Genomic DNA, 21734 nt, shown 5'->3' with positions numbered 1-21734 from the left:
GCGCACTTTGACGTGGAACCCCGAATATGAAAACCGCAGGTAATCTCATCGTCCTTGGCAGCATTAATGCCGATCATATCCTTAATCTTGAGTCCTTCCCTACCCCGGGTGAAACGGTAACCGGTAGCCATTATCAGGTCGCGTTTGGTGGGAAAGGCGCGAATCAGGCGGTTGCTGCGGGACGTAGCGGGGCAAATATTGCGTTTATCGCCTGCACGGGCGATGACGATATTGGCGACAGTATTCGTAAACAATTAGTCAGCGATCGTATTGATATCGCGCCAGTTAGCGTTATTAAAGGCGAGTCTACCGGGGTGGCGCTGATTTTCGTTAATGGCGAAGGCGAGAACGTCATCGGTATTCATGCCGGAGCGAATGCCGCGTTATCGCCGGCGTTGGTTGATGCGCAGCGTGAACGTATCGCGCAGGCGGATGCGTTACTGATGCAACTGGAATCGCCGCTGGAAAGCGTACTGGCGGCGGCGAAAATCGCCCATCAACATCATACTACTGTTGCGCTTAATCCGGCGCCTGCCCGTGAGTTACCGGATGAACTGCTGGCGCTGGTGGACATCATCACGCCAAATGAAACGGAAGCTGAAAAGCTGACGGGCGTGCGTGTGGAAAATGACGACGATGCCGCGAAAGCTGCGCAGGTTTTGCATGATAAAGGCATTCGAACCGTATTAATTACCTTAGGAAGCCGTGGCGTCTGGGCCAGCGTAGACGGCGAGGGCCGCCGCGTTCCTGGATTTAGCGTTGAGGCTGTCGATACCATTGCTGCCGGAGATACGTTTAACGGCGCCTTTATCACCGCGATACTGGAGGAGACGCCGTTGCCGGAAGCGATTCGCTTTGCCCATGCCGCCGCCGCGATTGCCGTAACGCGTAAAGGCGCGCAACCTTCCGTTCCGTGGCGCGAAGAGATAGAAGCGTTTTTACATCAGCAGGGGTAACGCTTGGCTACTATGAAAGATGTTGCCCGCCTGGCGGGAGTCTCTACATCGACGGTCTCTCACGTTATTAACAAAGATCGCTTTGTGAGTGAGACGATAACCGAAAAAGTTGAAGCGGCGATTAAATCGCTCAACTATGCGCCTTCTGCGCTGGCGCGAAGCCTCAAGTTAAACCAGACCCGCACGATTGGTATGCTAATTACCGCCAGTACCAACCCTTTTTATTCCGAACTGGTGCGCGGCGTTGAGCGAAGCTGTTTTGAGCGCGGTTATAGTCTGGTGCTGTGCAATACCGAAGGCGACGAGCAACGGATGAACCGCAACCTGGAGACGCTGATGCAAAAACGGGTAGACGGTTTACTGCTGCTGTGTACCGAAACGCATCAGCCTTCTCGTGAAATCATGGAGCGTTATCCGTCTATTCCTACCGTCATGATGGACTGGTCGCCGTTTGATGGTGAGGGCGATAGCGATCTCATTCAGGATAATTCGTTGCTAGGCGGCGATCTTGCTACCCAATACCTTATCGATAAAGGATTTACCCGAATAGCCTGTATTACCGGCCCGCTGGACAAAACGCCAGCGCGTTTACGGCTGGAAGGGTATCGGGCGGCGATGAAACGCGCAGGGCTGGCTATTCCGCAAGGCTATGAGATCACCGGCGATTTTGAATTTGGCGGCGGCTTTGACGCCATGCAGGCGTTACTCGCCCATCAACAGCGACCGCAAGCGGTTTTTACCGGAAACGATGCGATGGCTGTCGGCGCCTATCAGGCGCTATATCAGGCGGGGCTTCGTATTCCGCAGGATATGGCAGTCATTGGCTATGATGATATTGAGCTGGCGCGCTATATGACGCCGCCGCTGACGACTATCCATCAGCCGAAAGATGAATTGGGCGAGCTGGCTATTGATGTGTTGATTCATCGGATGGCGCAGCCCGCCTTGCAACAACAGCGACTTCAGCTTACTCCGGTTTTGACGGTGCGTGGGTCGGTTTAGATTTATGCCGTTCTTTAATCAGATTGTTGCCGTCTTTGGCTCTTAGCAGCATAAACATCAGCGCGGACACGATAGTGATCGCCCCCATCGTGATAAAGGTATAGTGGAACTGTTCCACGGTACTGGTGCCCGCAAAACCTTCATAAATACGTAACACCGCCGCGCTGATCGCCACGCCTAAACTGATAGACAATTGCTGCGTAACCGCCAGAACGCTGTTGCCGCTGCTGGCATTATCGTCCGTCAGATCCGCAAGAGTAATCGTATTCATTGCCGTAAATTGAGTGGACATCGCCATTCCAAGAATGAATAGCGGCAGCACGAGCATCCAGATCGGCATGGCGGGAGATTGAAACGAAAACTGGGCAATCATCAGACCGATAAATACCGTAATGCCGACCAGAGTCTTCCGGTATCCCAAACGTCGTAAAACCTGCGTTACGGTCGATTTCGCGATAATAGAACCCAAAGCCGTCGGCGCCATCATGCAGCCGGCGATCAGAGCCGGGTAGCCAAAACCAACCTGTAGCATTAACGGCATCAAAAAAGGTACGCAGCCTGTCCCCAGACGCGTGGCGAGGTTGCCGGCAATACCGACGGAAAATGTGCGTGTCTTAAACAGCGATAGTGATATTAACGGTGTCGGATGACGGCGGGCGTGGCGGATATAGGCCAATAGTAGAACGATACTGCAAAAAATAATGGCGGATGCGATCCATGTCGCCACAATCTTTTCGCCAAACAGTTCCATTCCGCTGGAAAATAAAACCAGACTTAACCCAAAAAGAAAGAAGCCGGTCATGTCAAACTTGCGACGCGGCGTGGTGAAGTTGGGCATATATTTGCGGGCATACAGAATGCCTGCAACACCAATGGGAATATTAATCAGGAAGATCCAGTGCCAGCTTGCCCAGGTCACCAGTACGCCGCCTAATACCGGCCCCAGAATCGGACCTACCAGCCCCGGCATAGTGACAAAGTTAAGAACGGGCAGCAGCTCACTACGCGGATAGGCTCGCAATAACGCCAGCCGCGCCACTGGCATCATCATCGCTCCGCCGACGCCTTGTACGACGCGAAAAATAACCAATTCAGATAGTGAACTGGAGAGCGCGCAGGCCAGCGAGCCTAACGTAAACAGACTTACGGCAACCATAAAAACGCGACGCGTACCAAAGCGGTCAGCCAGCCAGCCGCTTACCGGAATTAACATAGCTACTGTCAGGGTATAACTGATAATAGCGGACTGCATGGCGAGTGGTGAACGGTTAAGACTATGCGCAATAGCCGGTAAAGCGGTATTCAAAATGGTGGCGTCTAGCGCCTGCATAAAGAAGGCCATCGCCGCGATCCACGGCAGGCCAGCCATACTGCGCGCTTTTTTGCTGGTCATTCAATATCCTGTTAATTATCTGGTCTCTCATTGGGCGCTATTAACAACGCCTGGCAGGCCTGGAAAGCGCGTTCGCCGTCGCCATCAGCGATGGCATCAACAATGGCCTGGTGCAAATCCAGCTTTACCACCTCGTTATAGGTGATTGAGGTAAAGTAAGTGTGATAAACCGAATGAAATAGCGTCGCAAAAGAGATTAGAAAGGGATTGGCGCTCATTTCGTAGATATGCTCGTGCCACGCCATATCCACTTCAATCCAGCGTTCACGCTTAAAATGCTTTTTCAGCGCGACCATCTCTTCCATTAAGGCATTAAGCCGCGCTTTCTGCTCCGGTGTGCCAAGAGTCGCCGCCAGCAGGCAGGCTTGCGGCTCCAGGCTAATACGCATCACCAGAAAATGCTCTACCACCTGATGAAAATTTTCTTCCGTCATCCACCAGGTCAGCAGCTCTTGATCCAGAAAGTTCCAGTTTCCCTGCGGCATCACCCGCGTACCAATGCGCGGACGAGGTAGCACCATACCTTTAGCCGTCAACGTTTTCACCGCTTCGCGAACTGCCGTTCGACTTACGCCGTACTGCTCGCCCAGTTCTATTTCGCCGGGAAGAATCGTACCGGGGGCGTAGTCACCCTTTAATATCCGCTGCGCCAGCTTTTCAGCCAGAACATAGGATAGATTTTTCTGTGCGGCTAATTGTTGTGCGCTTAAAGGCATGAATGTTCTTCCTTTCTCTTTCGTTTGGTTATTAGTATGCCACCTGGAAGTGTGATTGCAGTTGCAATAACGGCAATTTGCTTATTTTATGGCACGTTAAGCACGCTATTGATGAAAAAAGAGACACTCAGAAAATTATTTTAAATTTCCTCTTGTCAGGCAGAAATAACTCCCTATAATGCGCCACCACTGACACGGAACAACGGCACACAGGCCGCCGGGTCAGCGGGGTTCAGACCAGAACCTCACGGAGAAAAGCGAAAATAAACGCTTGACTCTGAAGCGGGAAAGCGTAATATGCACACCCCGCGCCGCTGAGAAAAAGCGAAGCGGCACTGCTCTTTAACAATTTATCAGACAATCTGTGTGGGCACTCGAAGATACGGTTTCTTAACGTCCTAGGACGAAAAATGAATACCAAGTCTCAAGAGTGAACACGTAATTCATTACGAAGTTTAATTCATTGAGCATCAAACTTTTAAATTGAAGAGTTTGATCATGGCTCAGATTGAACGCTGGCGGCAGGCCTAACACATGCAAGTCGAACGGTAACAGGAAGCAGCTTGCTGCTTCGCTGACGAGTGGCGGACGGGTGAGTAATGTCTGGGAAACTGCCTGATGGAGGGGGATAACTACTGGAAACGGTGGCTAATACCGCATAACGTCGCAAGACCAAAGAGGGGGACCTTCGGGCCTCTTGCCATCAGATGTGCCCAGATGGGATTAGCTTGTTGGTGAGGTAACGGCTCACCAAGGCGACGATCCCTAGCTGGTCTGAGAGGATGACCAGCCACACTGGAACTGAGACACGGTCCAGACTCCTACGGGAGGCAGCAGTGGGGAATATTGCACAATGGGCGCAAGCCTGATGCAGCCATGCCGCGTGTATGAAGAAGGCCTTCGGGTTGTAAAGTACTTTCAGCGGGGAGGAAGGTGTTGTGGTTAATAACCGCAGCAATTGACGTTACCCGCAGAAGAAGCACCGGCTAACTCCGTGCCAGCAGCCGCGGTAATACGGAGGGTGCAAGCGTTAATCGGAATTACTGGGCGTAAAGCGCACGCAGGCGGTCTGTCAAGTCGGATGTGAAATCCCCGGGCTCAACCTGGGAACTGCATTCGAAACTGGCAGGCTTGAGTCTTGTAGAGGGGGGTAGAATTCCAGGTGTAGCGGTGAAATGCGTAGAGATCTGGAGGAATACCGGTGGCGAAGGCGGCCCCCTGGACAAAGACTGACGCTCAGGTGCGAAAGCGTGGGGAGCAAACAGGATTAGATACCCTGGTAGTCCACGCCGTAAACGATGTCTACTTGGAGGTTGTGCCCTTGAGGCGTGGCTTCCGGAGCTAACGCGTTAAGTAGACCGCCTGGGGAGTACGGCCGCAAGGTTAAAACTCAAATGAATTGACGGGGGCCCGCACAAGCGGTGGAGCATGTGGTTTAATTCGATGCAACGCGAAGAACCTTACCTGGTCTTGACATCCACAGAACTTTCCAGAGATGGATTGGTGCCTTCGGGAACTGTGAGACAGGTGCTGCATGGCTGTCGTCAGCTCGTGTTGTGAAATGTTGGGTTAAGTCCCGCAACGAGCGCAACCCTTATCCTTTGTTGCCAGCGATTAGGTCGGGAACTCAAAGGAGACTGCCAGTGATAAACTGGAGGAAGGTGGGGATGACGTCAAGTCATCATGGCCCTTACGACCAGGGCTACACACGTGCTACAATGGCGCATACAAAGAGAAGCGACCTCGCGAGAGCAAGCGGACCTCATAAAGTGCGTCGTAGTCCGGATTGGAGTCTGCAACTCGACTCCATGAAGTCGGAATCGCTAGTAATCGTGGATCAGAATGCCACGGTGAATACGTTCCCGGGCCTTGTACACACCGCCCGTCACACCATGGGAGTGGGTTGCAAAAGAAGTAGGTAGCTTAACCTTCGGGAGGGCGCTTACCACTTTGTGATTCATGACTGGGGTGAAGTCGTAACAAGGTAACCGTAGGGGAACCTGCGGTTGGATCACCTCCTTACCTTAAAGAAGCGTACTTTGCAGTGCTCACACAGATTGTCTGATGAAAAGTAAATAGCAAGGCGTCTTGCGAAGCAGACTGATACGTCCCCTTCGTCTAGAGGCCCAGGACACCGCCCTTTCACGGCGGTAACAGGGGTTCGAATCCCCTAGGGGACGCCACTTGCTGGTTTGTGAGTGAAAGTCACCTGCCTTAATATCTCAAAACTGACTTACGAGTCACGTTTGAGATATTTGCTCTTTAAAAATCTGGATCAAGCTGAAAATTGAAACACAGAACAACGAAAGTTGTTCGTGAGTCTCTCAAATTTTCGCAACACGATGATGAATCACAAGAAACATCTTCGGGTTGTGAGGTTAAGCGACTAAGCGTACACGGTGGATGCCCTGGCAGTCAGAGGCGATGAAGGACGTGCTAATCTGCGATAAGCGCCGGTAAGGTGATATGAACCGTTATAACCGGCGATTTCCGAATGGGGAAACCCAGTGTGATTCGTCACACTATCATTAACTGAATCCATAGGTTAATGAGGCGAACCGGGGGAACTGAAACATCTAAGTACCCCGAGGAAAAGAAATCAACCGAGATTCCCCCAGTAGCGGCGAGCGAACGGGGAGGAGCCCAGAGCCTGAATCAGCATGTGTGTTAGTGGAAGCGTCTGGAAAGGCGCGCGATACAGGGTGACAGCCCCGTACACAAAAGCGCATGTGCTGTGAGCTCGATGAGTAGGGCGGGACACGTGGTATCCTGTCTGAATATGGGGGGACCATCCTCCAAGGCTAAATACTCCTGACTGACCGATAGTGAACCAGTACCGTGAGGGAAAGGCGAAAAGAACCCCGGCGAGGGGAGTGAAAAAGAACCTGAAACCGTGTACGTACAAGCAGTGGGAGCACAGGTTTACCTGTGTGACTGCGTACCTTTTGTATAATGGGTCAGCGACTTATATTCTGTAGCAAGGTTAACCGTATAGGGGAGCCGGAGGGAAACCGAGTCTTAATTGGGCGTTAAGTTGCAGGGTATAGACCCGAAACCCGGTGATCTAGCCATGGGCAGGTTGAAGGTTGGGTAACACTAACTGGAGGACCGAACCGACTAATGTTGAAAAATTAGCGGATGACCTGTGGCTGGGGGTGAAAGGCCAATCAAACCGGGAGATAGCTGGTTCTCCCCGAAAGCTATTTAGGTAGCGCCTCGTGAATTCATCTCCGGGGGTAGAGCACTGTTTCGGCTAGGGGGCCATCCCGGCTTACCAACCCGATGCAAACTGCGAATACCGGAGAATGTTATCACGGGAGACACACGGCGGGTGCTAACGTCCGTCGTGAAGAGGGAAACAACCCAGACCGCCAGCTAAGGTCCCAAAGTCATGGTTAAGTGGGAAACGATGTGGGAAGGCCCAGACAGCCAGGATGTTGGCTTAGAAGCAGCCATCATTTAAAGAAAGCGTAATAGCTCACTGGTCGAGTCGGCCTGCGCGGAAGATGTAACGGGGCTAAACCATGCACCGAAGCTGCGGCAGCGAACGTATCACTTAAAGCGATTCAGCGGGTTACGATTGACGGAGCGAAGCGACGTCAAAGCGTATACAAAGTCGAGTCGGTTTAAGGATACGTTCGTTGGGTAGGGGAGCGTTCTGTAAGCCTGTGAAGGTGTGTCGTGAGGCATGCTGGAGGTATCAGAAGTGCGAATGCTGACATAAGTAACGATAAAGCGGGTGAAAAGCCCGCTCGCCGGAAGACCAAGGGTTCCTGTCCAACGTTAATCGGGGCAGGGTGAGTCGACCCCTAAGGCGAGGCCGAAAGGCGTAGTCGATGGGAAACGGGTTAATATTCCCGTACTTGGTGTTACTGCGAAGGGGGGACGGAGAAGGCTATGTTGGCCGGGCGACGGTTGTCCCGGTTTAAGCGTGTAGGTGTGTGTTCCAGGTAAATCCGGTTCACTTTAACACTGAGGCGTGACGACGAGGCACTACGGTGCTGAAGCAACAAATGCCCTGCTTCCAGGAAAAGCCTCTAAGCATCAGGTAACATCAAATCGTACCCCAAACCGACACAGGTGGTCAGGTAGAGAATACCAAGGCGCTTGAGAGAACTCGGGTGAAGGAACTAGGCAAAATGGTGCCGTAACTTCGGGAGAAGGCACGCTGACACGTAGGTGAAGTGATTTACTCATGGAGCTGAAGTCAGTCGAAGATACCAGCTGGCTGCAACTGTTTATTAAAAACACAGCACTGTGCAAACACGAAAGTGGACGTATACGGTGTGACGCCTGCCCGGTGCCGGAAGGTTAATTGATGGGGTCAGCGCAAGCGAAGCTCCTGATCGAAGCCCCGGTAAACGGCGGCCGTAACTATAACGGTCCTAAGGTAGCGAAATTCCTTGTCGGGTAAGTTCCGACCTGCACGAATGGCGTAATGATGGCCAGGCTGTCTCCACCCGAGACTCAGTGAAATTGAACTCGCTGTGAAGATGCAGTGTACCCGCGGCAAGACGGAAAGACCCCGTGAACCTTTACTATAGCTTGACACTGAACATTGAGCCTTGATGTGTAGGATAGGTGGGAGGCTTTGAAGCGTGGACGCCAGTCTGCGTGGAGCCGACCTTGAAATACCACCCTTTAATGTTTGATGTTCTAACGTGGACCCGTGATCCGGGTTGCGGACAGTGTCTGGTGGGTAGTTTGACTGGGGCGGTCTCCTCCTAAAGAGTAACGGAGGAGCACGAAGGTTGGCTAATCCTGGTCGGACATCAGGAGGTTAGTGCAATGGCATAAGCCAGCTTGACTGCGAGCGTGACGGCGCGAGCAGGTGCGAAAGCAGGTCATAGTGATCCGGTGGTTCTGAATGGAAGGGCCATCGCTCAACGGATAAAAGGTACTCCGGGGATAACAGGCTGATACCGCCCAAGAGTTCATATCGACGGCGGTGTTTGGCACCTCGATGTCGGCTCATCACATCCTGGGGCTGAAGTAGGTCCCAAGGGTATGGCTGTTCGCCATTTAAAGTGGTACGCGAGCTGGGTTTAGAACGTCGTGAGACAGTTCGGTCCCTATCTGCCGTGGGCGCTGGAGAACTGAGGGGGGCTGCTCCTAGTACGAGAGGACCGGAGTGGACGCATCACTGGTGTTCGGGTTGTCATGCCAATGGCACTGCCCGGTAGCTAAATGCGGAAGAGATAAGTGCTGAAAGCATCTAAGCACGAAACTTGCCCCGAGATGAGTTCTCCCTGAGACTTAGAGTCTCCTGAAGGAACGTTGAAGACGACGACGTTGATAGGCCGGGTGTGTAAGCGCAGCGATGCGTTGAGCTAACCGGTACTAATGAACCGTGAGGCTTAACCTTACAACGCCGAAGATGTTTTGGCGGTTGAGAGACGATTTTCAGCACTGATTCAGATTACATCAGAACGTAAAAACGGTCTGATAACAGAATTTGCCTGGCGGCACTAGCGCGGTGGTCCCACCTGACCCCATGCCGAACTCAGAAGTGAAACGCCGTAGCGCCGATGGTAGTGTGGGGTCTCCCCATGCGAGAGTAGGGAACTGCCAGGCATCAAATTAAGCAGTAAACTGATGTAAAAATCAGTGGTTGTAAAAGAATTCGGTGGAGCGGTAGTTCAGTTGGTTAGAATACCTGCCTGTCACGCAGGGGGTCGCGGGTTCGAGTCCCGTCCGTTCCGCCACCCTAATTAGGGGCGTAGTTCAATTGGTAGAGCACCGGTCTCCAAAACCGGGTGTTGGGAGTTCGAGTCTCTCCGCCCCTGCCAGAAATAATCCTTAGCATCTGCTAAGGATTTTTTTTTGCCTAAAATTACCTGATTATCTGATCAGGTAATCGTAAGTTCCCTTCTTTTTCTTTTCATCATTTTCATTGTTCATCCAGCACATCCGTTTTTAACAGATCGCAGATCAGCGAGTATTTATCGCTGTTTTGCAGCCAAATAGCGTATAGTGGCCGTGAAAGCGTTGCGCTGTCGGCAACGGTATGTAATCCGCCCTTTTCATTTGCCCAGTTTACAGGAAGCCAGCTACAGCCATTTAATGCGCTAAGCTGCTGTCGGGCGAGTTCGGCTGAGCTGGTTGTTAATACCGGCACTTCATCTGCTGCGATCAGCCCTGTTTCATGCTGTTGGAAGTCTGGTCCCCACTCCAGCCGCAGATAATTGAGTTCTGATTTCTTACGGGCAGGGCTGCTGCAATATAACGCCAAAGTGAAGTGCCCTAACAGCTGACTGCTGAACTCATCCATTTTGGGCGCTTCGGTAGTAATGAGGAGATCAAGCTGGCGTTCATGAAGTTGCTTCACAAGCGATTGCCGTTGAGCGATTCTGGCTTCGAACTGCAGGCCGCTTTGCGGCTCCTGTAGTTGGTACAGTCGCCCCAGCCAGGCGTTAAGCATACACTCCCATAAAGACGCGCTGGCGCCGATGGAAAACTCGTTATGGCGTGAGGTATGCGCCACCTCTTTACGTGCCGCCTGCCACGTATTCATCAGCGTTTCCGCATACGGTAAAAGTTTTTCGCCAGCCGTGGTTAAACGGATATTGTTTCTGTGCCGCGTAAAAAGGTTTACGCCCAGTTGATTCTCCAGTTGCCTGATACGAAAGCTCACCGCGGATTGCGTCAGGTAAAGTGCTTCTGCGGCCCGCCCGAAATGGCGTGTCCGGCTAACTTCCAGGAAAGTTTTTAACAATTCCGTATCCACTGTGCTCTCCACAAAATTATTTGTCGTTATGATTTAAATGTTTTGTTTTACACTCTGTCAAGCGTAACTAATACTCCGCGCCATAAATAGCTCAGACAAAGAATTAGGAGCGTGCAGGATGGCGGAAAGCTTTACGACGACTAATCGATATTTTGACAATAAACATTATCCACGTGGATTCTCTCGTCACGGTGATTTCACGATTAAAGAGGCACAACTGCTTGAGCGTCATGGTCATGCCTTTAATGATCTGGATCTTGGCAAGCGTGAGCCTGTGACTGAAGAAGAGAAGCTGTTTGTAGCGGTATGTCGCGGTGAACGCGAGCCGGTAACGGATGCAGAACGCGTCTGGTCCAAGTATATGACGCGTATCAAGCGTCCAAAACGCTTCCACACCTTGTCTGGCGGCAAGCCGCAAGTTGAAGGCGCAGAAGACTACACCGAAGCTGATGATTAATAAAAAGGGCGTAATGCCCTTTTTTTACGCCAACAGCTTTTGCAAATGAATTAACAACCTGTCTATCGCCCGATAGCTTACCGCCTCCTGCAAATGCTGACGCGAGATCTGGTCAGCCAGTTCTATGTCGGCAATGGTTCTGGCAACTTTTAGTAAACGCTGCCAGGCGCGAATGGATAATCCAAGATGCACCAGCGTGTCTTCAAGCCAGCGGGCGTCATCGTGATGCAAAACACAATATTTTTGGATTTCGCGACCCTCCAGACGCGCGTTTAACTTCTTCTGGCGTCGGTACTGCCGTTCATGGGCGGCGATGACCCGCTTTTTTACCGTAGCGCTGCTCTCACCCTTTGAGGCGTGTTGGCTAAGAATCCCGGGCGGTGGAAGCGGTATCTCAAGCGAAAGGTCAAAACGATCAAGAAACGGGCCTGACAACCGATTAAGGTAACGTAGTGTCTGTTCTGGCGTGCAGCGATTATGGTTTCCCTGATAATGTCCGGTCGGGCTGGGATTCATTGCGGCGATTAACTGGAACCTGGCAGGGTACGTTATTTTCGCTCTGGTACGGGATAAATGAATTTGACCGGATTCTATAGGTTCACGTAGCGCATCCAGTGTGCGTCGTTCAAATTCAGGCAATTCATCAAGGAACAAAATTCCGTTGTGCGCCAGCGATATCTCTCCCGGGGCGGGTATTGCGCCGCCGCCGACCATAGCAGTAAGTGAGGCGCTATGATGAGGTGAGCGAAAGGGGCGTTGCTGCCATCGTTTTTGTACCGTATCGGCATTAACCAGACTGAGGATCGCGGCGCTTTCCAACGCCTCCTCATTGCTTAATGGTGGAAGAATCCCGCTCAGTCGACTGGCCAGCATGGTTTTACCCGTACCCGGCGGGCCGATCAATAGCAGATTATGTCCCCCTGCCGCTGTAATCTCCAGGCCGCGTTTACCCTGCTCCTGACCGATCACATCGCGAAGATCGGCAGTTGCGGTAGGCGATGCCATATCCTGAGCTAAAGGTCTTTCCAGGGCGTGTTTCCCTTCCAGAAAGGCGCAGACGGTTTGTAGATGATCGGCGATAAAACATCCTTCTTTGCTTATAAGCCCAACCTCCGCCGCGTTCTCTGTTGCGACGATAATATTTCTGCCGGCCCTGATGGCTTCCGTTGCACTTGATATTGCGCCAGGAACGCCGCGTAATGCGCCTGTAAGCGCTAACTCACCCACCAGCTCATATGCCTCAAGATTCGACGCTGTAAGCTGCTCAGACGCGGCCAGAAGCGCAACAGCAATAGGCAGGTCATACCTTCCACCCTCTTTCGGTAGATCGGCTGGAGCAAGGTTAATGGTTATTTTTTTAGCCGGAAATTCATATCCGCTATTAATAATCGCACTACGTACCCGGTCACGCGCCTCTTTTACCGTGGTTTCCGGTAGGCCAACCATGGTTAATCCCGGTAATCCATTACTGATATGCACCTCTATAGTGATAGGCGGCGCATTGACGCCAAGTGCGGCGCGGGTATGAACAATCGCCAGTGACATAATCCCTCCTGTTACGTGGATTATGCGGAATAGAAGAGAAAATCGAATTACTGACTTTTTGTTTTTTAGCGACTGCTTCCTGAATTTTGGCGTCATTTTCAGGTAAGAAACATCAAACTGGAAGAACGCTCGCAGAAGCGAAAAGAAGGAAAACAGGATGTAGAGTGCGCCAAAAGGGGGAGGAAAACGTGAAAATTTTTCAGTTGCTAATTTTTCTTATAAAAAACAAAGTACTTTTAGGCATTCACCTGCATTATCTGAAACGTGGTTAAAAAAATATCTTGTGCTATTGGCAAAACCTATGGTAACTCTTTAGGTATTCCTTCGAACAAGATGCAAGAATAGACAAAAATGACAGCCCTTCTACGAGTGATTAGCCTGGTCGTGATTAGCGTGGTGGTGATTATTATCCCACCGTGCGGGGCTGCACTTGGACGAGGAAAGGCTTAGAAATCAAGCCTTAACGAACTAAGACCCCCGCACCGAAAGGTCCGGGGGTTTTTTTTGGCCTGAAAAACTTAAGCGAGGAGCAGAGCGTGAATAACAGCATAAAATTCTGTTTCTCAAGATTTACGACGGGGATGTAACTATGAACGGGGCACAGTGGGTGGTACATGCTTTGCGAGCGCAGGGGGTGAAAACCGTATTTGGTTATCCTGGCGGCGCAATTATGCCGGTTTACGACGCGTTGTATGACGGTGGTGTGGAGCATTTGTTGTGCCGACACGAGCAGGGTGCGGCAATGGCGGCAATCGGTTATGCCCGTTCTACCGGCAAAACCGGTGTTTGTATCGCCACTTCCGGCCCTGGCGCCACTAACCTGATCACTGGCCTGGCGGATGCGTTGTTAGATTCGGTCCCCGTCGTCGCGATCACGGGTCAGGTTTCCGCCCCGTTCATCGGCACCGATGCGTTCCAGGAGGTGGATGTGTTAGGGCTGTCGCTGGCCTGTACCAAACACAGCTTCCTGGTGCAGTCGCTGGAAGAGTTGCCGCGCATCATGGCGGAGGCTTTTGAAGTCGCCAACGCTGGCCGTCCTGGCCCGGTTCTGGTGGATATCCCGAAAGATATCCAGTTGGCCAGCGGTGAGCTGGAACCCTGGTTTACTACCGTTGCTAACGAAGCGACTTTCCCGCAGGCTGATGTGGAACAGGCGCGCCAGATGCTGGAACAGGCGAAAAAACCCATGCTGTACGTCGGCGGTGGTGTTGGTATGGCGCAGGCAGTTCCGGCGCTGCGTAAATTTATCGCGGTAACGCAAATGCCAGTTACCTGCACGCTGAAAGGGCTGGGGGCTGTTGAAGCTGATTATCCGTACTATCTGGGCATGCTGGGAATGCACGGTACTAAAGCGGCTAATTTCGCGGTGCAAGAGTGTGATTTACTGATCGCAGTGGGTGCACGTTTTGATGACCGGGTGACCGGTAAGCTGAATACGTTTGCGCCGAACGCCAGCGTAATCCATATGGATATCGACCCGGCGGAAATGAACAAACTGCGTCAGGCACACGTCGCGTTGCAGGGCGATTTAAATTCGCTGTTGCCGGCATTACAGCAACCGCTGAAGATCGACGCATGGCGTCAGTCCTGTGCAGAGCTGCGCGCAGAACACGCCTGGCGCTATGACCATCCTGGCGAGACTATCTATGCGCCGTTGTTGTTGAAGCAATTGTCGGAACGCAAACCCGCAGACAGCGTGGTGACGACGGATGTGGGGCAGCATCAGATGTGGTCAGCCCAGCATATGACTTACACCCGCCCGGAGAACTTCATCACCTCCAGCGGTCTGGGGACGATGGGATTCGGCTTACCGGCGGCCGTTGGCGCGCAGGTAGCGCGACCGAATGATACCGTTATCTGTATCTCCGGTGACGGCTCCTTCATGATGAATGTTCAGGAGTTGGGCACCGTAAAACGCAAGCAGTTACCGTTGAAGATAGTCTTACTCGACAACCAGCGGTTAGGGATGGTTCGACAATGGCAGCAACTGTTTTTCCAGGAGCGATATAGCGAAACCACCCTGACCGATAACCCCGATTTCCTCATGCTGGCCAGCGCCTTCGGCATTCCAGGCCAGCACATTACTCGTAAAGACCAGGTTGAAGCGGCACTCGACACGATGTTGGCAAGCGAAGGGCCGTACCTGCTTCACGTCTCAATCGACGAACTTGAAAATGTCTGGCCGTTGGTGCCGCCTGGCGCCAGTAACTCTGAAATGCTGGAGAAATTATCATGATGCAACATCAGGTCAATGTATCGGCACGCTTTAATCCAGAAACCTTAGAACGTGTTTTACGCGTGGTGCGCCATCGTGGTTTTCAGGTGTGCTCCATGAATATGGAAGCCGCGACCGATGCGCAGAATATAAATATTGAATTGACCGTTGCCAGTCCCCGGTCGGTCGACTTACTGTTTAGTCAGTTAAGTAAACTGGTAGATGTTGCGCATGTCGCGATCTGCCAGAGCGCTGCCACATCACAACAAATCCGCGCCTGAGCGCAAAAGGAAGAAAAATGACGACGAAAAAAGCTGATTATATTTGGTTCAATGGCGAGATGGTGCGCTGGGAAGACGCGAAGGTTCACGTAATGTCTCACGCGCTGCACTACGGTACGTCGGTATTTGAAGGGATTCGGTGCTACGACTCTCACAAAGGTCCGGTAGTGTTTCGTCATCGTGAACATATGCAGCGCCTGCGCGACTCAGCAAAAATTTATCGTTTTCCGGTTTCCCAGAGCATTGATGAGCTGATGGAAGCCTGCCGCGACGTAATTCGTAAAAATAATCTGACCAGCGCCTATATCCGTCCGTTGGTATTTGTCGGCGATGTCGGTATGGGCGTTAACCCGCCCCCGGGATACACCACTGACGTCATCATCGCCGCGTTCCCGTGGGGGGCATACCTGGGCGCCGAAGCGCTGGATCAGGGGATCGATGCGATGGTTTCTTCCTGGAACCGCGCTGCGCCGAACACCATTCCGACCGCCGCCAAAGCAGGCGGGAACTATCTTTCCTCACTGCTGGTGGGTAGCGAAGCGCGCCGCCACGGCTATCAGGAAGGCATCGCCCTGGATGTAAACGGCTATATCTCCGAAGGCGCAGGTGAAAACCTGTTTGAGGTAAAAGATGGCGTGCTGTTTACTCCGCCGTTTACCTCTTCCGCGCTGCCAGGCATTACTCGCGACGCGATTATCAAACTGGCGAAAGAGCTGGGTATTGAAGTGCGCGAGCAGGTGCTGTCCCGTGAATCGCTGTATCTGGCCGACGAAGTGTTTATGTCCGGAACCGCGGCAGAAATTACTCCGGTACGCAGCGTTGATGGTATCCAGGTAGGTGAAGGCCGTTGCGGCCCTGTTACCAAGCGTATTCAACAAGCCTTCTTTGGTCTCTTCACTGGAGAAACCGAGGATAAATGGGGCTGGTTGGATCCGGTAAATTCATAATAAATAAAATTAATATTTTCCCAAAATAATTTGCGTCACAGGAAGGCGGTAACGCAGCGAATCCCCAGAAGCTTACTGTAGTAAGTGACTGGGGTGAGTGAGGCAGCCAACGCACCTGTGGCGTGAAGTATGAAGGGAAAAGATGGGGAGTAAATAAAGCATGCCTAAGTACCGTTCCGCCACCACCACTCATGGTCGTAATATGGCGGGTGCCCGCGCGCTGTGGCGCGCCACCGGAATGACCGACAGTGATTTTGGCAAACCGATTATCGCCGTGGTGAACTCATTCACTCAGTTTGTGCCGGGTCACGTTCATCTGCGCGATCTCGGTAAGCTGGTCGCCGAACAGATTGAAGCTTCCGGCGGGGTGGCGAAAGAGTTCAACACTATTGCCGTGGATGACGGGATTGCCATGGGGCACGGGGGTATGCTCTATTCACTGCCGTCGCGCGAGCTGATCGCCGACTCCGTTGAGTACATGGTGAACGCTCACTGCGCTGACGCGATGGTGTGTATCTCCAACTGCGACAAAATCACCCCAGGGATGCTCATGGCCTCGCTGCGCCTGAATATTCCGGTGATCTTTGTCTCCGGCGGCCCGATGGAAGCCGGGAAAACCAAGCTTTCAGACAAAATTATCAAGCTGGATCTGGTTGATGCCATGATTCAGGGAGCGGACCCGAAAGTCTCTGACGATCAAAGTAACCAGGTTGAACGCTCCGCCTGTCCAACCTGCGGCTCCTGCTCCGGCATGTTTACCGCTAACTCCATGAACTGCCTGACCGAAGCGCTGGGCCTGTCGCAGCCGGGCAACGGCTCGCTGCTGGCAACTCACGCTGACCGTAAGCAGTTGTTCCTCAATGCCGGTAAGCGGATTGTTGAACTGACTAAACGCTATTACGAGCAAAACGACGAAAGTGCACTGCCGCGTAACATCGCCAGCAAAGCCGCGTTTGAAAACGCGATGACGCTGGATATCGCGATGGGCGGTTCGACCAACACCGTTCTTCACCTGCTGGCGGCGGCGCAGGAAGCGGAAATCGACTTCACCATGAGTGATATCGACAAGCTGTCCCGCAAGGTGCCGCAGCTGTGTAAAGTGGCGCCAAGTACCCAGAAATACCATATGGAAGATGTTCACCGTGCCGGCGGTGTGCTGGGTATTTTAGGCGAGCTGGATCGCGCCGGGCTGCTGAACCGCAACGTGAAAAACGTATTAGGCCTGACGTTGCCGCAAACGCTGGAACAGTACGACATCACGGTTACGCAGGACGAAGCGGTTAAAAAAATGTTCCGTGCTGGCCCTGCCGGTATCCGTACTACCCAGGCGTTCTCGCAGGATTGTCGCTGGGATTCGCTGGATGACGACCGCGCAGCGGGTTGCATCCGCTCGCTGGAATATGCCTATAGCAAAGACGGCGGTCTGGCGGTGCTGTATGGCAACTTCGCCGAAAACGGCTGCATTGTGAAAACCGCAGGCGTGGATGACAGCATCCTTAAATTTACCGGCCCGGCTAAAGTGTATGAAAGCCAGGACGACGCGGTAGAGGCGATTCTCGGCGGCAAAGTAGTGGAAGGCGATGTAGTCGTGATCCGCTACGAAGGGCCGAAAGGCGGGCCGGGAATGCAGGAAATGCTCTATCCGACCAGTTTCCTGAAGTCGATGGGGCTGGGCAAAGCCTGCGCGCTCATCACCGATGGGCGTTTCTCCGGCGGTACTTCGGGTCTTTCCATCGGCCACGTCTCGCCGGAAGCGGCCAGCGGCGGCACTATTGCGTTGATTGAAGATGGCGACACTATTGCGATTGATATCCCGAACCGCAGCATTCAGTTGCAGTTGAGTGAGGCTGAAATCGCCGCACGCCGCGAGGCGCAGGAAGCTCGTGGCGACAAAGCCTGGACGCCGAAAAATCGTCAGCGTCAGGTTTCGTTTGCCCTGCGTGCCTACGCCAGCCTGGCGACCAGCGCCGATAAAGGCGCGGTGCGCGATAAATCGAAATTGGGAGGTTGATGATGGCGGAATCTCAACCTCTGTCAGTCGCGCCGGAAGGGGCGGAGTATCTGCGCGCGGTGCTACGCGCGCCAGTATACGAAGCGGCGCAGGTGACACCGCTGCAAAAAATGGAAAAGCTCTCGTCACGTCTGGACAACGTTATTCTCGTCAAACGCGAAGACCGGCAGCCGGTACATAGCTTTAAGCTGCGCGGCGCTTACGCGATGATGGCCGGATTGACCGAAGAACAAAAAGCCCACGGCGTGATTACCGCGTCGGCGGGGAACCATGCACAGGGCGTGGCGTTTTCCTCCGCGCGGCTTGGCGTGAAGTCGCTGATCGTCATGCCAAAAGCAACGGCGGATATTAAAGTCGATGCGGTACGCGGTTTTGGCGGCGAAGTGCTGTTGCACGGCGCTAATTTTGATGAAGCGAAAGCGAAAGCTATTGAACTGGCGCAGCAGCAGGGTTTTACTTGGGTGCCGCCGTTTGATCACCCAATGGTGATCGCCGGGCAGGGCACGCTGGCGCTGGAACTGCTTCAGCAGGATTCGCATCTCGATCGTGTCTTTGTGCCGGTTGGCGGCGGCGGCCTGGCGGCGGGCGTAGCGGTACTGATCAAACAATTGATGCCGCAAATCAAAGTGATTGCCGTCGAAGCGGAGGATTCCGCCTGCCTGAAAGCGGCGTTGGAAGCCGGTCATCCAGTGGATCTCCCGCGCGTTGGGTTGTTTGCTGAAGGCGTAGCGGTAAAACGCATCGGCGACGAAACCTTCCGCCTGTGCCAGGAATATCTCGACGACATTATTACAGTCGATAGCGACGCTATCTGCGCGGCGATGAAAGATCTGTTTGAAGATGTGCGTGCGGTGGCGGAGCCGTCCGGCGCGCTGGCGCTGGCGGGGATGAAGAAATATATCGCCCAGCACAATATTCGCGGCGAACGCCTGGCGCACGTCCTTTCCGGCGCCAACGTCAACTTCCACGGCTTGCGCTATGTGTCTGAACGCTGCGAGCTGGGGGAACAGCGCGAAGCGTTACTGGCGGTGACCATTCCGGAAGAAAAGGGGAGCTTTCTCAAATTCTGCCAGTTGCTTGGCGGGCGTATGGTCACCGAATTTAACTACCGTTTTGCCGACGCGAAAAATGCCTGTATTTTTGTCGGCGTACGCGTCAGTCAGGGGCTGGAGGAGCGAAAAGAGATTATCACCCAACTGTGCGACGGCGGTTATAGCGTAGTGGATCTCTCCGACGATGAAATGGCGAAGCTGCATGTGCGCTATATGGTCGGCGGACGCCCCTCCAAGCCATTACAGGAGCGTTTGTATAGTTTCGAATTTCCGGAGTCGCCCGGCGCGTTGCTCAAATTCCTGCATACGCTTGGCACGCACTGGAATATTTCGCTATTCCATTACCGTAGCCACGGTACCGATTATGGCCGCGTGCTGGCGGCGTTCGAGTTAGGCGATCATGAGCCGGATTTCGAAACCCGGCTGCATGAGCTGGGCTATGAATGCCATGATGAGAGCAATAACCCGGCGTTCCGGTTCTTTCTGGCGGGTTAATTCAGCGTTTAGTTTTTCGGGCCCACAAAGTAAAGTGGGCCTGATATCCAGATATTATCTTCCCTCAGTTATTGGGCTTTTCTGCCAGCCCGGAGCATCCACTCATTTCATTTTGCGAGACGTTTTCCAGAAGGCGCCCAATCTGCTTGTGGTGAAACTCGGCTCACCATATCGTTAGCACCGCCATCACTTGCACCTGCTAAAAACAATGTATAAAATTTTATACACAAAGGATGTTATGTTACTCACTCGAGCTCTCTCCAATGAAAAAGAAATTCGATGAGTGGGATCTTCTCTGGAGGATCTCCTGGCTTTTCCCATAACGGTACGTAAAGCAGTCGGTTATCAGCTTCACAAAATTCAGTATGGAATTGAACCCGATGACTGGAAACCGTTTTCAGAAATTGGGGCTGGGGTAAATGAAATTCGTATTCGTGACAACAATGGTATCTATCGCGTTATGTATGTCGCTAAGTTTGAAGAAGCACTCTACGTTTTGCATAGTTTCCAAAAACAGACGCAACAAACCAGTCAGCATGATAAAAACATCGCCAGAACGCGTTATAACCGGGTGGTGCAACAACGGAGAAACAGCTTGTGATTGCCAAAACTGATAGTGATATTCGCCATGTGACGCCATCTGGCGGTAATGTTTTTGCTGATTTGGGGTTTCATAAGCAGGACGCAGAAAAGTTTTACGCTGATTCCCTGAATGAAATCGAAAACACGTTAGCCATTAAACAACAGCTAATGGAAGAAATTACCCTCTGGATTACGCAAAACCAGATGAAGCAAGCCGAGGTTGCTACAGTTTTGCATATATCCCGACCGCGCGTTTCGGATGTCGTCAACAAGAAATGCAGCAAATTCACCATTGATGCTCTGGTGAATATGCTTAGCCGTATTGGGAAGCCTGTTCGGGTAATGGTAGGGCCGTAAAACTAATTCGGTAAAATCTTCCAGAACGCATCAATTAGCGGCTCATGCAGCCGCTTTTTTTGCGCGCAGACGCCGAGTTCAAACGGCGTTTTTTCATCGCTGCGTTCTAAAATCATCACCCGGTTGCGCACTGGCTCCGGGCTGTTTTCCAGCACCACTTCCGGCAGCAGCGCCACGCCGCAGCCCAGCGCCACCATTGAGACCATCGCTTCGTGACCGCCGACGGTGGCGTAAATCTGCGGATTGCTGATTTTATGCCGGCGGAACCATAGCTCAATGCGACGGCGTACCGGCCCCTGGTCGGCCATGATAAACGGCACCGTCGACCAGTCTGGCTTGTCGACCGAAACCTGATTACGCACCGGGCAGGGCAGCGCCGGGGCGATCAGCACCACCGCCAGATTTTCCAGCATCGAAAACGCCACTGCGCCGGGCAGCGTTTCTGGTTTGCCGGCGATTGCCAGATCGGCCTCGCCGGTGACTACTTTTTCCATCGCATCGGCGGCGTCGCCGGTGGTGAGCTTAATTTCCACCGAGGGATGCTCGGCGCGAAAACGGTCGAGGATTGGCGGCAGGTGGCTGTATGCCGCGGTCACTGAACAGAAGATATGGAGTTCGCCGGAAAGGGACGGCCCCTGCTGATCGAGGGTATGGCGCAGCTGCTGGTACTGCAAAAGCGTCTGTTGGGCAAACACTCGCAGCTCTTCACCCGCTTCGGTCAGCGTGACCGTACGGTTATCGCGCACAAACAGCGGCTGGCCGAGATCTTCTTCCAGCCGCTGAATCTGCCGGGAGAGCGTGGAGGGGCTGACGTGCATCGCCCGCGCGCTGCGGCCAAAGTGGCGGCTTTCCGCCAGATGCAAGAAGGTTTTTAGATCGCGTAAATCCACAGACAGACCTCCGGTTTTTGACGTTGCATAAACCGCAACATAACGTTGTGAATATATCAATTTCCGCAATAAATTTCCTGTTGTAATGTGGGTTCATTCGCACAGATA

At 52.9% G+C, this 21734-nt stretch carries 17 protein-coding genes, 3 tRNA genes and 3 rRNA genes; 18 read left to right on the top strand and 5 right to left on the bottom strand.

The annotated features are described in order from the left end of the window. Positions 1-26: 26 nt before the first annotated feature. Both rbsK and rbsR read left to right on the top strand, forming a co-directional pair. Positions 27-956, top strand: a complete 930-nt coding sequence (rbsK, locus tag QEN31_RS23435) for a ribokinase (protein WP_000844728.1) — start codon at positions 27-29, stop codon at positions 954-956. Between the two features lie 3 nt (positions 957-959). Beyond that, on the top strand, positions 960-1958 hold the full coding sequence (rbsR, locus tag QEN31_RS23430) for a ribose operon transcriptional repressor RbsR (protein WP_000224491.1): 999 nt from the start codon (positions 960-962) through the stop codon (positions 1956-1958). On the opposite strand, the gene mdtD is transcribed toward rbsR, so the two are convergent. Then, positions 1924-3351, bottom strand: coding sequence for a multidrug transporter subunit MdtD (gene mdtD, locus QEN31_RS23425; RefSeq protein WP_000202071.1), 1428 nt, complete (start codon positions 3349-3351; stop codon positions 1924-1926). The genes rbsR and mdtD overlap by 35 nt on opposite strands. Positions 3352-3362: 11 nt before the next feature. Then, positions 3363-4067 carry a FadR/GntR family transcriptional regulator gene (locus QEN31_RS23420; protein WP_001131148.1) on the bottom strand — a complete coding sequence of 235 codons (705 nt, stop codon included), beginning with the start codon at positions 4065-4067 and terminating at the stop codon, positions 3363-3365. 480 nt (positions 4068-4547) lie between these two features. Between QEN31_RS23420 and QEN31_RS23415 the strand changes: the two genes are divergently transcribed. The 6 genes from QEN31_RS23415 (at position 4548) to QEN31_RS23390 (ending at position 9856) form a co-directional block, all read left to right on the top strand. Beyond that, positions 4548-6089: ribosomal RNA gene (locus QEN31_RS23415) — 16S ribosomal RNA — on the top strand. 85 nt (positions 6090-6174) lie between these two features. Further along, positions 6175-6250 (top strand) — tRNA-Glu (locus tag QEN31_RS23410). A 193-nt stretch (positions 6251-6443) separates the two neighbouring features. Continuing rightward, positions 6444-9432: ribosomal RNA gene (locus QEN31_RS23405) — 23S ribosomal RNA — on the top strand. A 93-nt stretch (positions 9433-9525) separates the two neighbouring features. Continuing rightward, a 5S ribosomal RNA gene (gene rrf, locus QEN31_RS23400) occupies positions 9526-9641 on the top strand. Together the 16S, 23S and 5S rRNA genes with 3 tRNA genes alongside form the textbook arrangement of a ribosomal RNA operon. A 54-nt stretch (positions 9642-9695) precedes the next feature. After that, a tRNA-Asp gene (locus QEN31_RS23395) sits at positions 9696-9772 on the top strand. An 8-nt stretch (positions 9773-9780) separates the two neighbouring features. Next, a tRNA-Trp gene (locus tag QEN31_RS23390) sits at positions 9781-9856 on the top strand. Between the two features lie 101 nt (positions 9857-9957). Here QEN31_RS23390 and hdfR read toward each other — a convergent pair. Next, complete coding sequence (gene hdfR / locus QEN31_RS23385) at positions 9958-10806, bottom strand: HTH-type transcriptional regulator HdfR (protein WP_001541181.1); 849 nt, start codon at positions 10804-10806, stop codon at positions 9958-9960. A gap of 106 nt (positions 10807-10912) precedes the next feature. Between hdfR and maoP the strand changes: the two genes are divergently transcribed. After that, positions 10913-11251, top strand: a complete 339-nt coding sequence (maoP, locus tag QEN31_RS23380; protein WP_000840996.1) for a macrodomain Ori organization protein MaoP — start codon at positions 10913-10915, stop codon at positions 11249-11251. Between the two features lie 24 nt (positions 11252-11275). Here the strand turns inward: maoP and QEN31_RS23375 are convergent, their stop codons facing one another. Next, positions 11276-12796, bottom strand: coding sequence for a YifB family Mg chelatase-like AAA ATPase (locus tag QEN31_RS23375; RefSeq protein ID WP_000050215.1), 1521 nt, complete (start codon positions 12794-12796; stop codon positions 11276-11278). A gap of 351 nt (positions 12797-13147) precedes the next feature. Between QEN31_RS23375 and ilvL the strand changes: the two genes are divergently transcribed. The 9 genes from ilvL (at position 13148) to QEN31_RS23330 (ending at position 20736) form a co-directional block, all read left to right on the top strand. Next, positions 13148-13246: an ilv operon leader peptide gene (gene ilvL / locus QEN31_RS23370; RefSeq protein WP_001311244.1), complete on the top strand. Its 99-nt coding sequence runs from the start codon at positions 13148-13150 to the stop codon at positions 13244-13246. A gap of 86 nt (positions 13247-13332) precedes the next feature. Then, complete coding sequence (ilvX, locus tag QEN31_RS23365) at positions 13333-13383, top strand: peptide IlvX (protein ID WP_192930503.1); 51 nt, start codon at positions 13333-13335, stop codon at positions 13381-13383. A gap of 2 nt (positions 13384-13385) precedes the next feature. Next, a complete protein-coding gene (gene ilvG / locus QEN31_RS23360) occupies positions 13386-15032 on the top strand; it encodes an acetolactate synthase 2 catalytic subunit (RefSeq protein ID WP_001012570.1) in 1647 nt (548 codons plus the stop codon). Beyond that, complete coding sequence (ilvM, locus tag QEN31_RS23355) at positions 15029-15292, top strand: acetolactate synthase 2 small subunit (RefSeq protein WP_000983260.1); 264 nt, start codon at positions 15029-15031, stop codon at positions 15290-15292. The genes ilvG and ilvM overlap by 4 nt, the downstream gene beginning before the upstream one ends. A gap of 17 nt (positions 15293-15309) precedes the next feature. Then, positions 15310-16239, top strand: coding sequence for a branched-chain-amino-acid transaminase (ilvE, locus tag QEN31_RS23350; RefSeq protein WP_000208528.1), 930 nt, complete (start codon positions 15310-15312; stop codon positions 16237-16239). A gap of 160 nt (positions 16240-16399) precedes the next feature. Continuing rightward, the gene (gene ilvD, locus QEN31_RS23345) at positions 16400-18250 is read left to right on the top strand and encodes a dihydroxy-acid dehydratase (protein ID WP_001127434.1); all 1851 of its coding nucleotides are present in this window, start codon (positions 16400-16402) and stop codon (positions 18248-18250) included. 2 nt (positions 18251-18252) lie between these two features. Beyond that, the gene (ilvA, locus tag QEN31_RS23340) at positions 18253-19797 is read left to right on the top strand and encodes a threonine ammonia-lyase, biosynthetic (RefSeq protein ID WP_001518457.1); all 1545 of its coding nucleotides are present in this window, start codon (positions 18253-18255) and stop codon (positions 19795-19797) included. A gap of 283 nt (positions 19798-20080) precedes the next feature. Further along, entirely contained in the window at positions 20081-20398 is a 318-nt protein-coding gene (locus QEN31_RS23335) for a type II toxin-antitoxin system RelE/ParE family toxin (RefSeq protein WP_000535852.1), read from the top strand. Next, the gene (locus QEN31_RS23330; RefSeq protein ID WP_000560824.1) at positions 20395-20736 is read left to right on the top strand and encodes a helix-turn-helix domain-containing protein; all 342 of its coding nucleotides are present in this window, start codon (positions 20395-20397) and stop codon (positions 20734-20736) included. Before QEN31_RS23335 ends, QEN31_RS23330 begins: the two co-directional genes overlap by 4 nt. A 2-nt stretch (positions 20737-20738) precedes the next feature. On the opposite strand, the gene ilvY is transcribed toward QEN31_RS23330, so the two are convergent. Beyond that, positions 20739-21626 carry an HTH-type transcriptional activator IlvY gene (gene ilvY / locus QEN31_RS23325; protein WP_000365798.1) on the bottom strand — a complete coding sequence of 296 codons (888 nt, stop codon included), beginning with the start codon at positions 21624-21626 and terminating at the stop codon, positions 20739-20741. Positions 21627-21734: the final 108 nt, after the last annotated feature.

It is taken from the genome of Salmonella sp. SA15303 (assembly GCF_029962125.1).
GTDB lineage: Bacteria > Pseudomonadota > Gammaproteobacteria > Enterobacterales > Enterobacteriaceae > Salmonella > Salmonella enterica.
The sequence above is the reverse complement of the archived record's forward strand: the minus strand, read 5'-3'. Positions and strand labels throughout refer to the sequence as shown.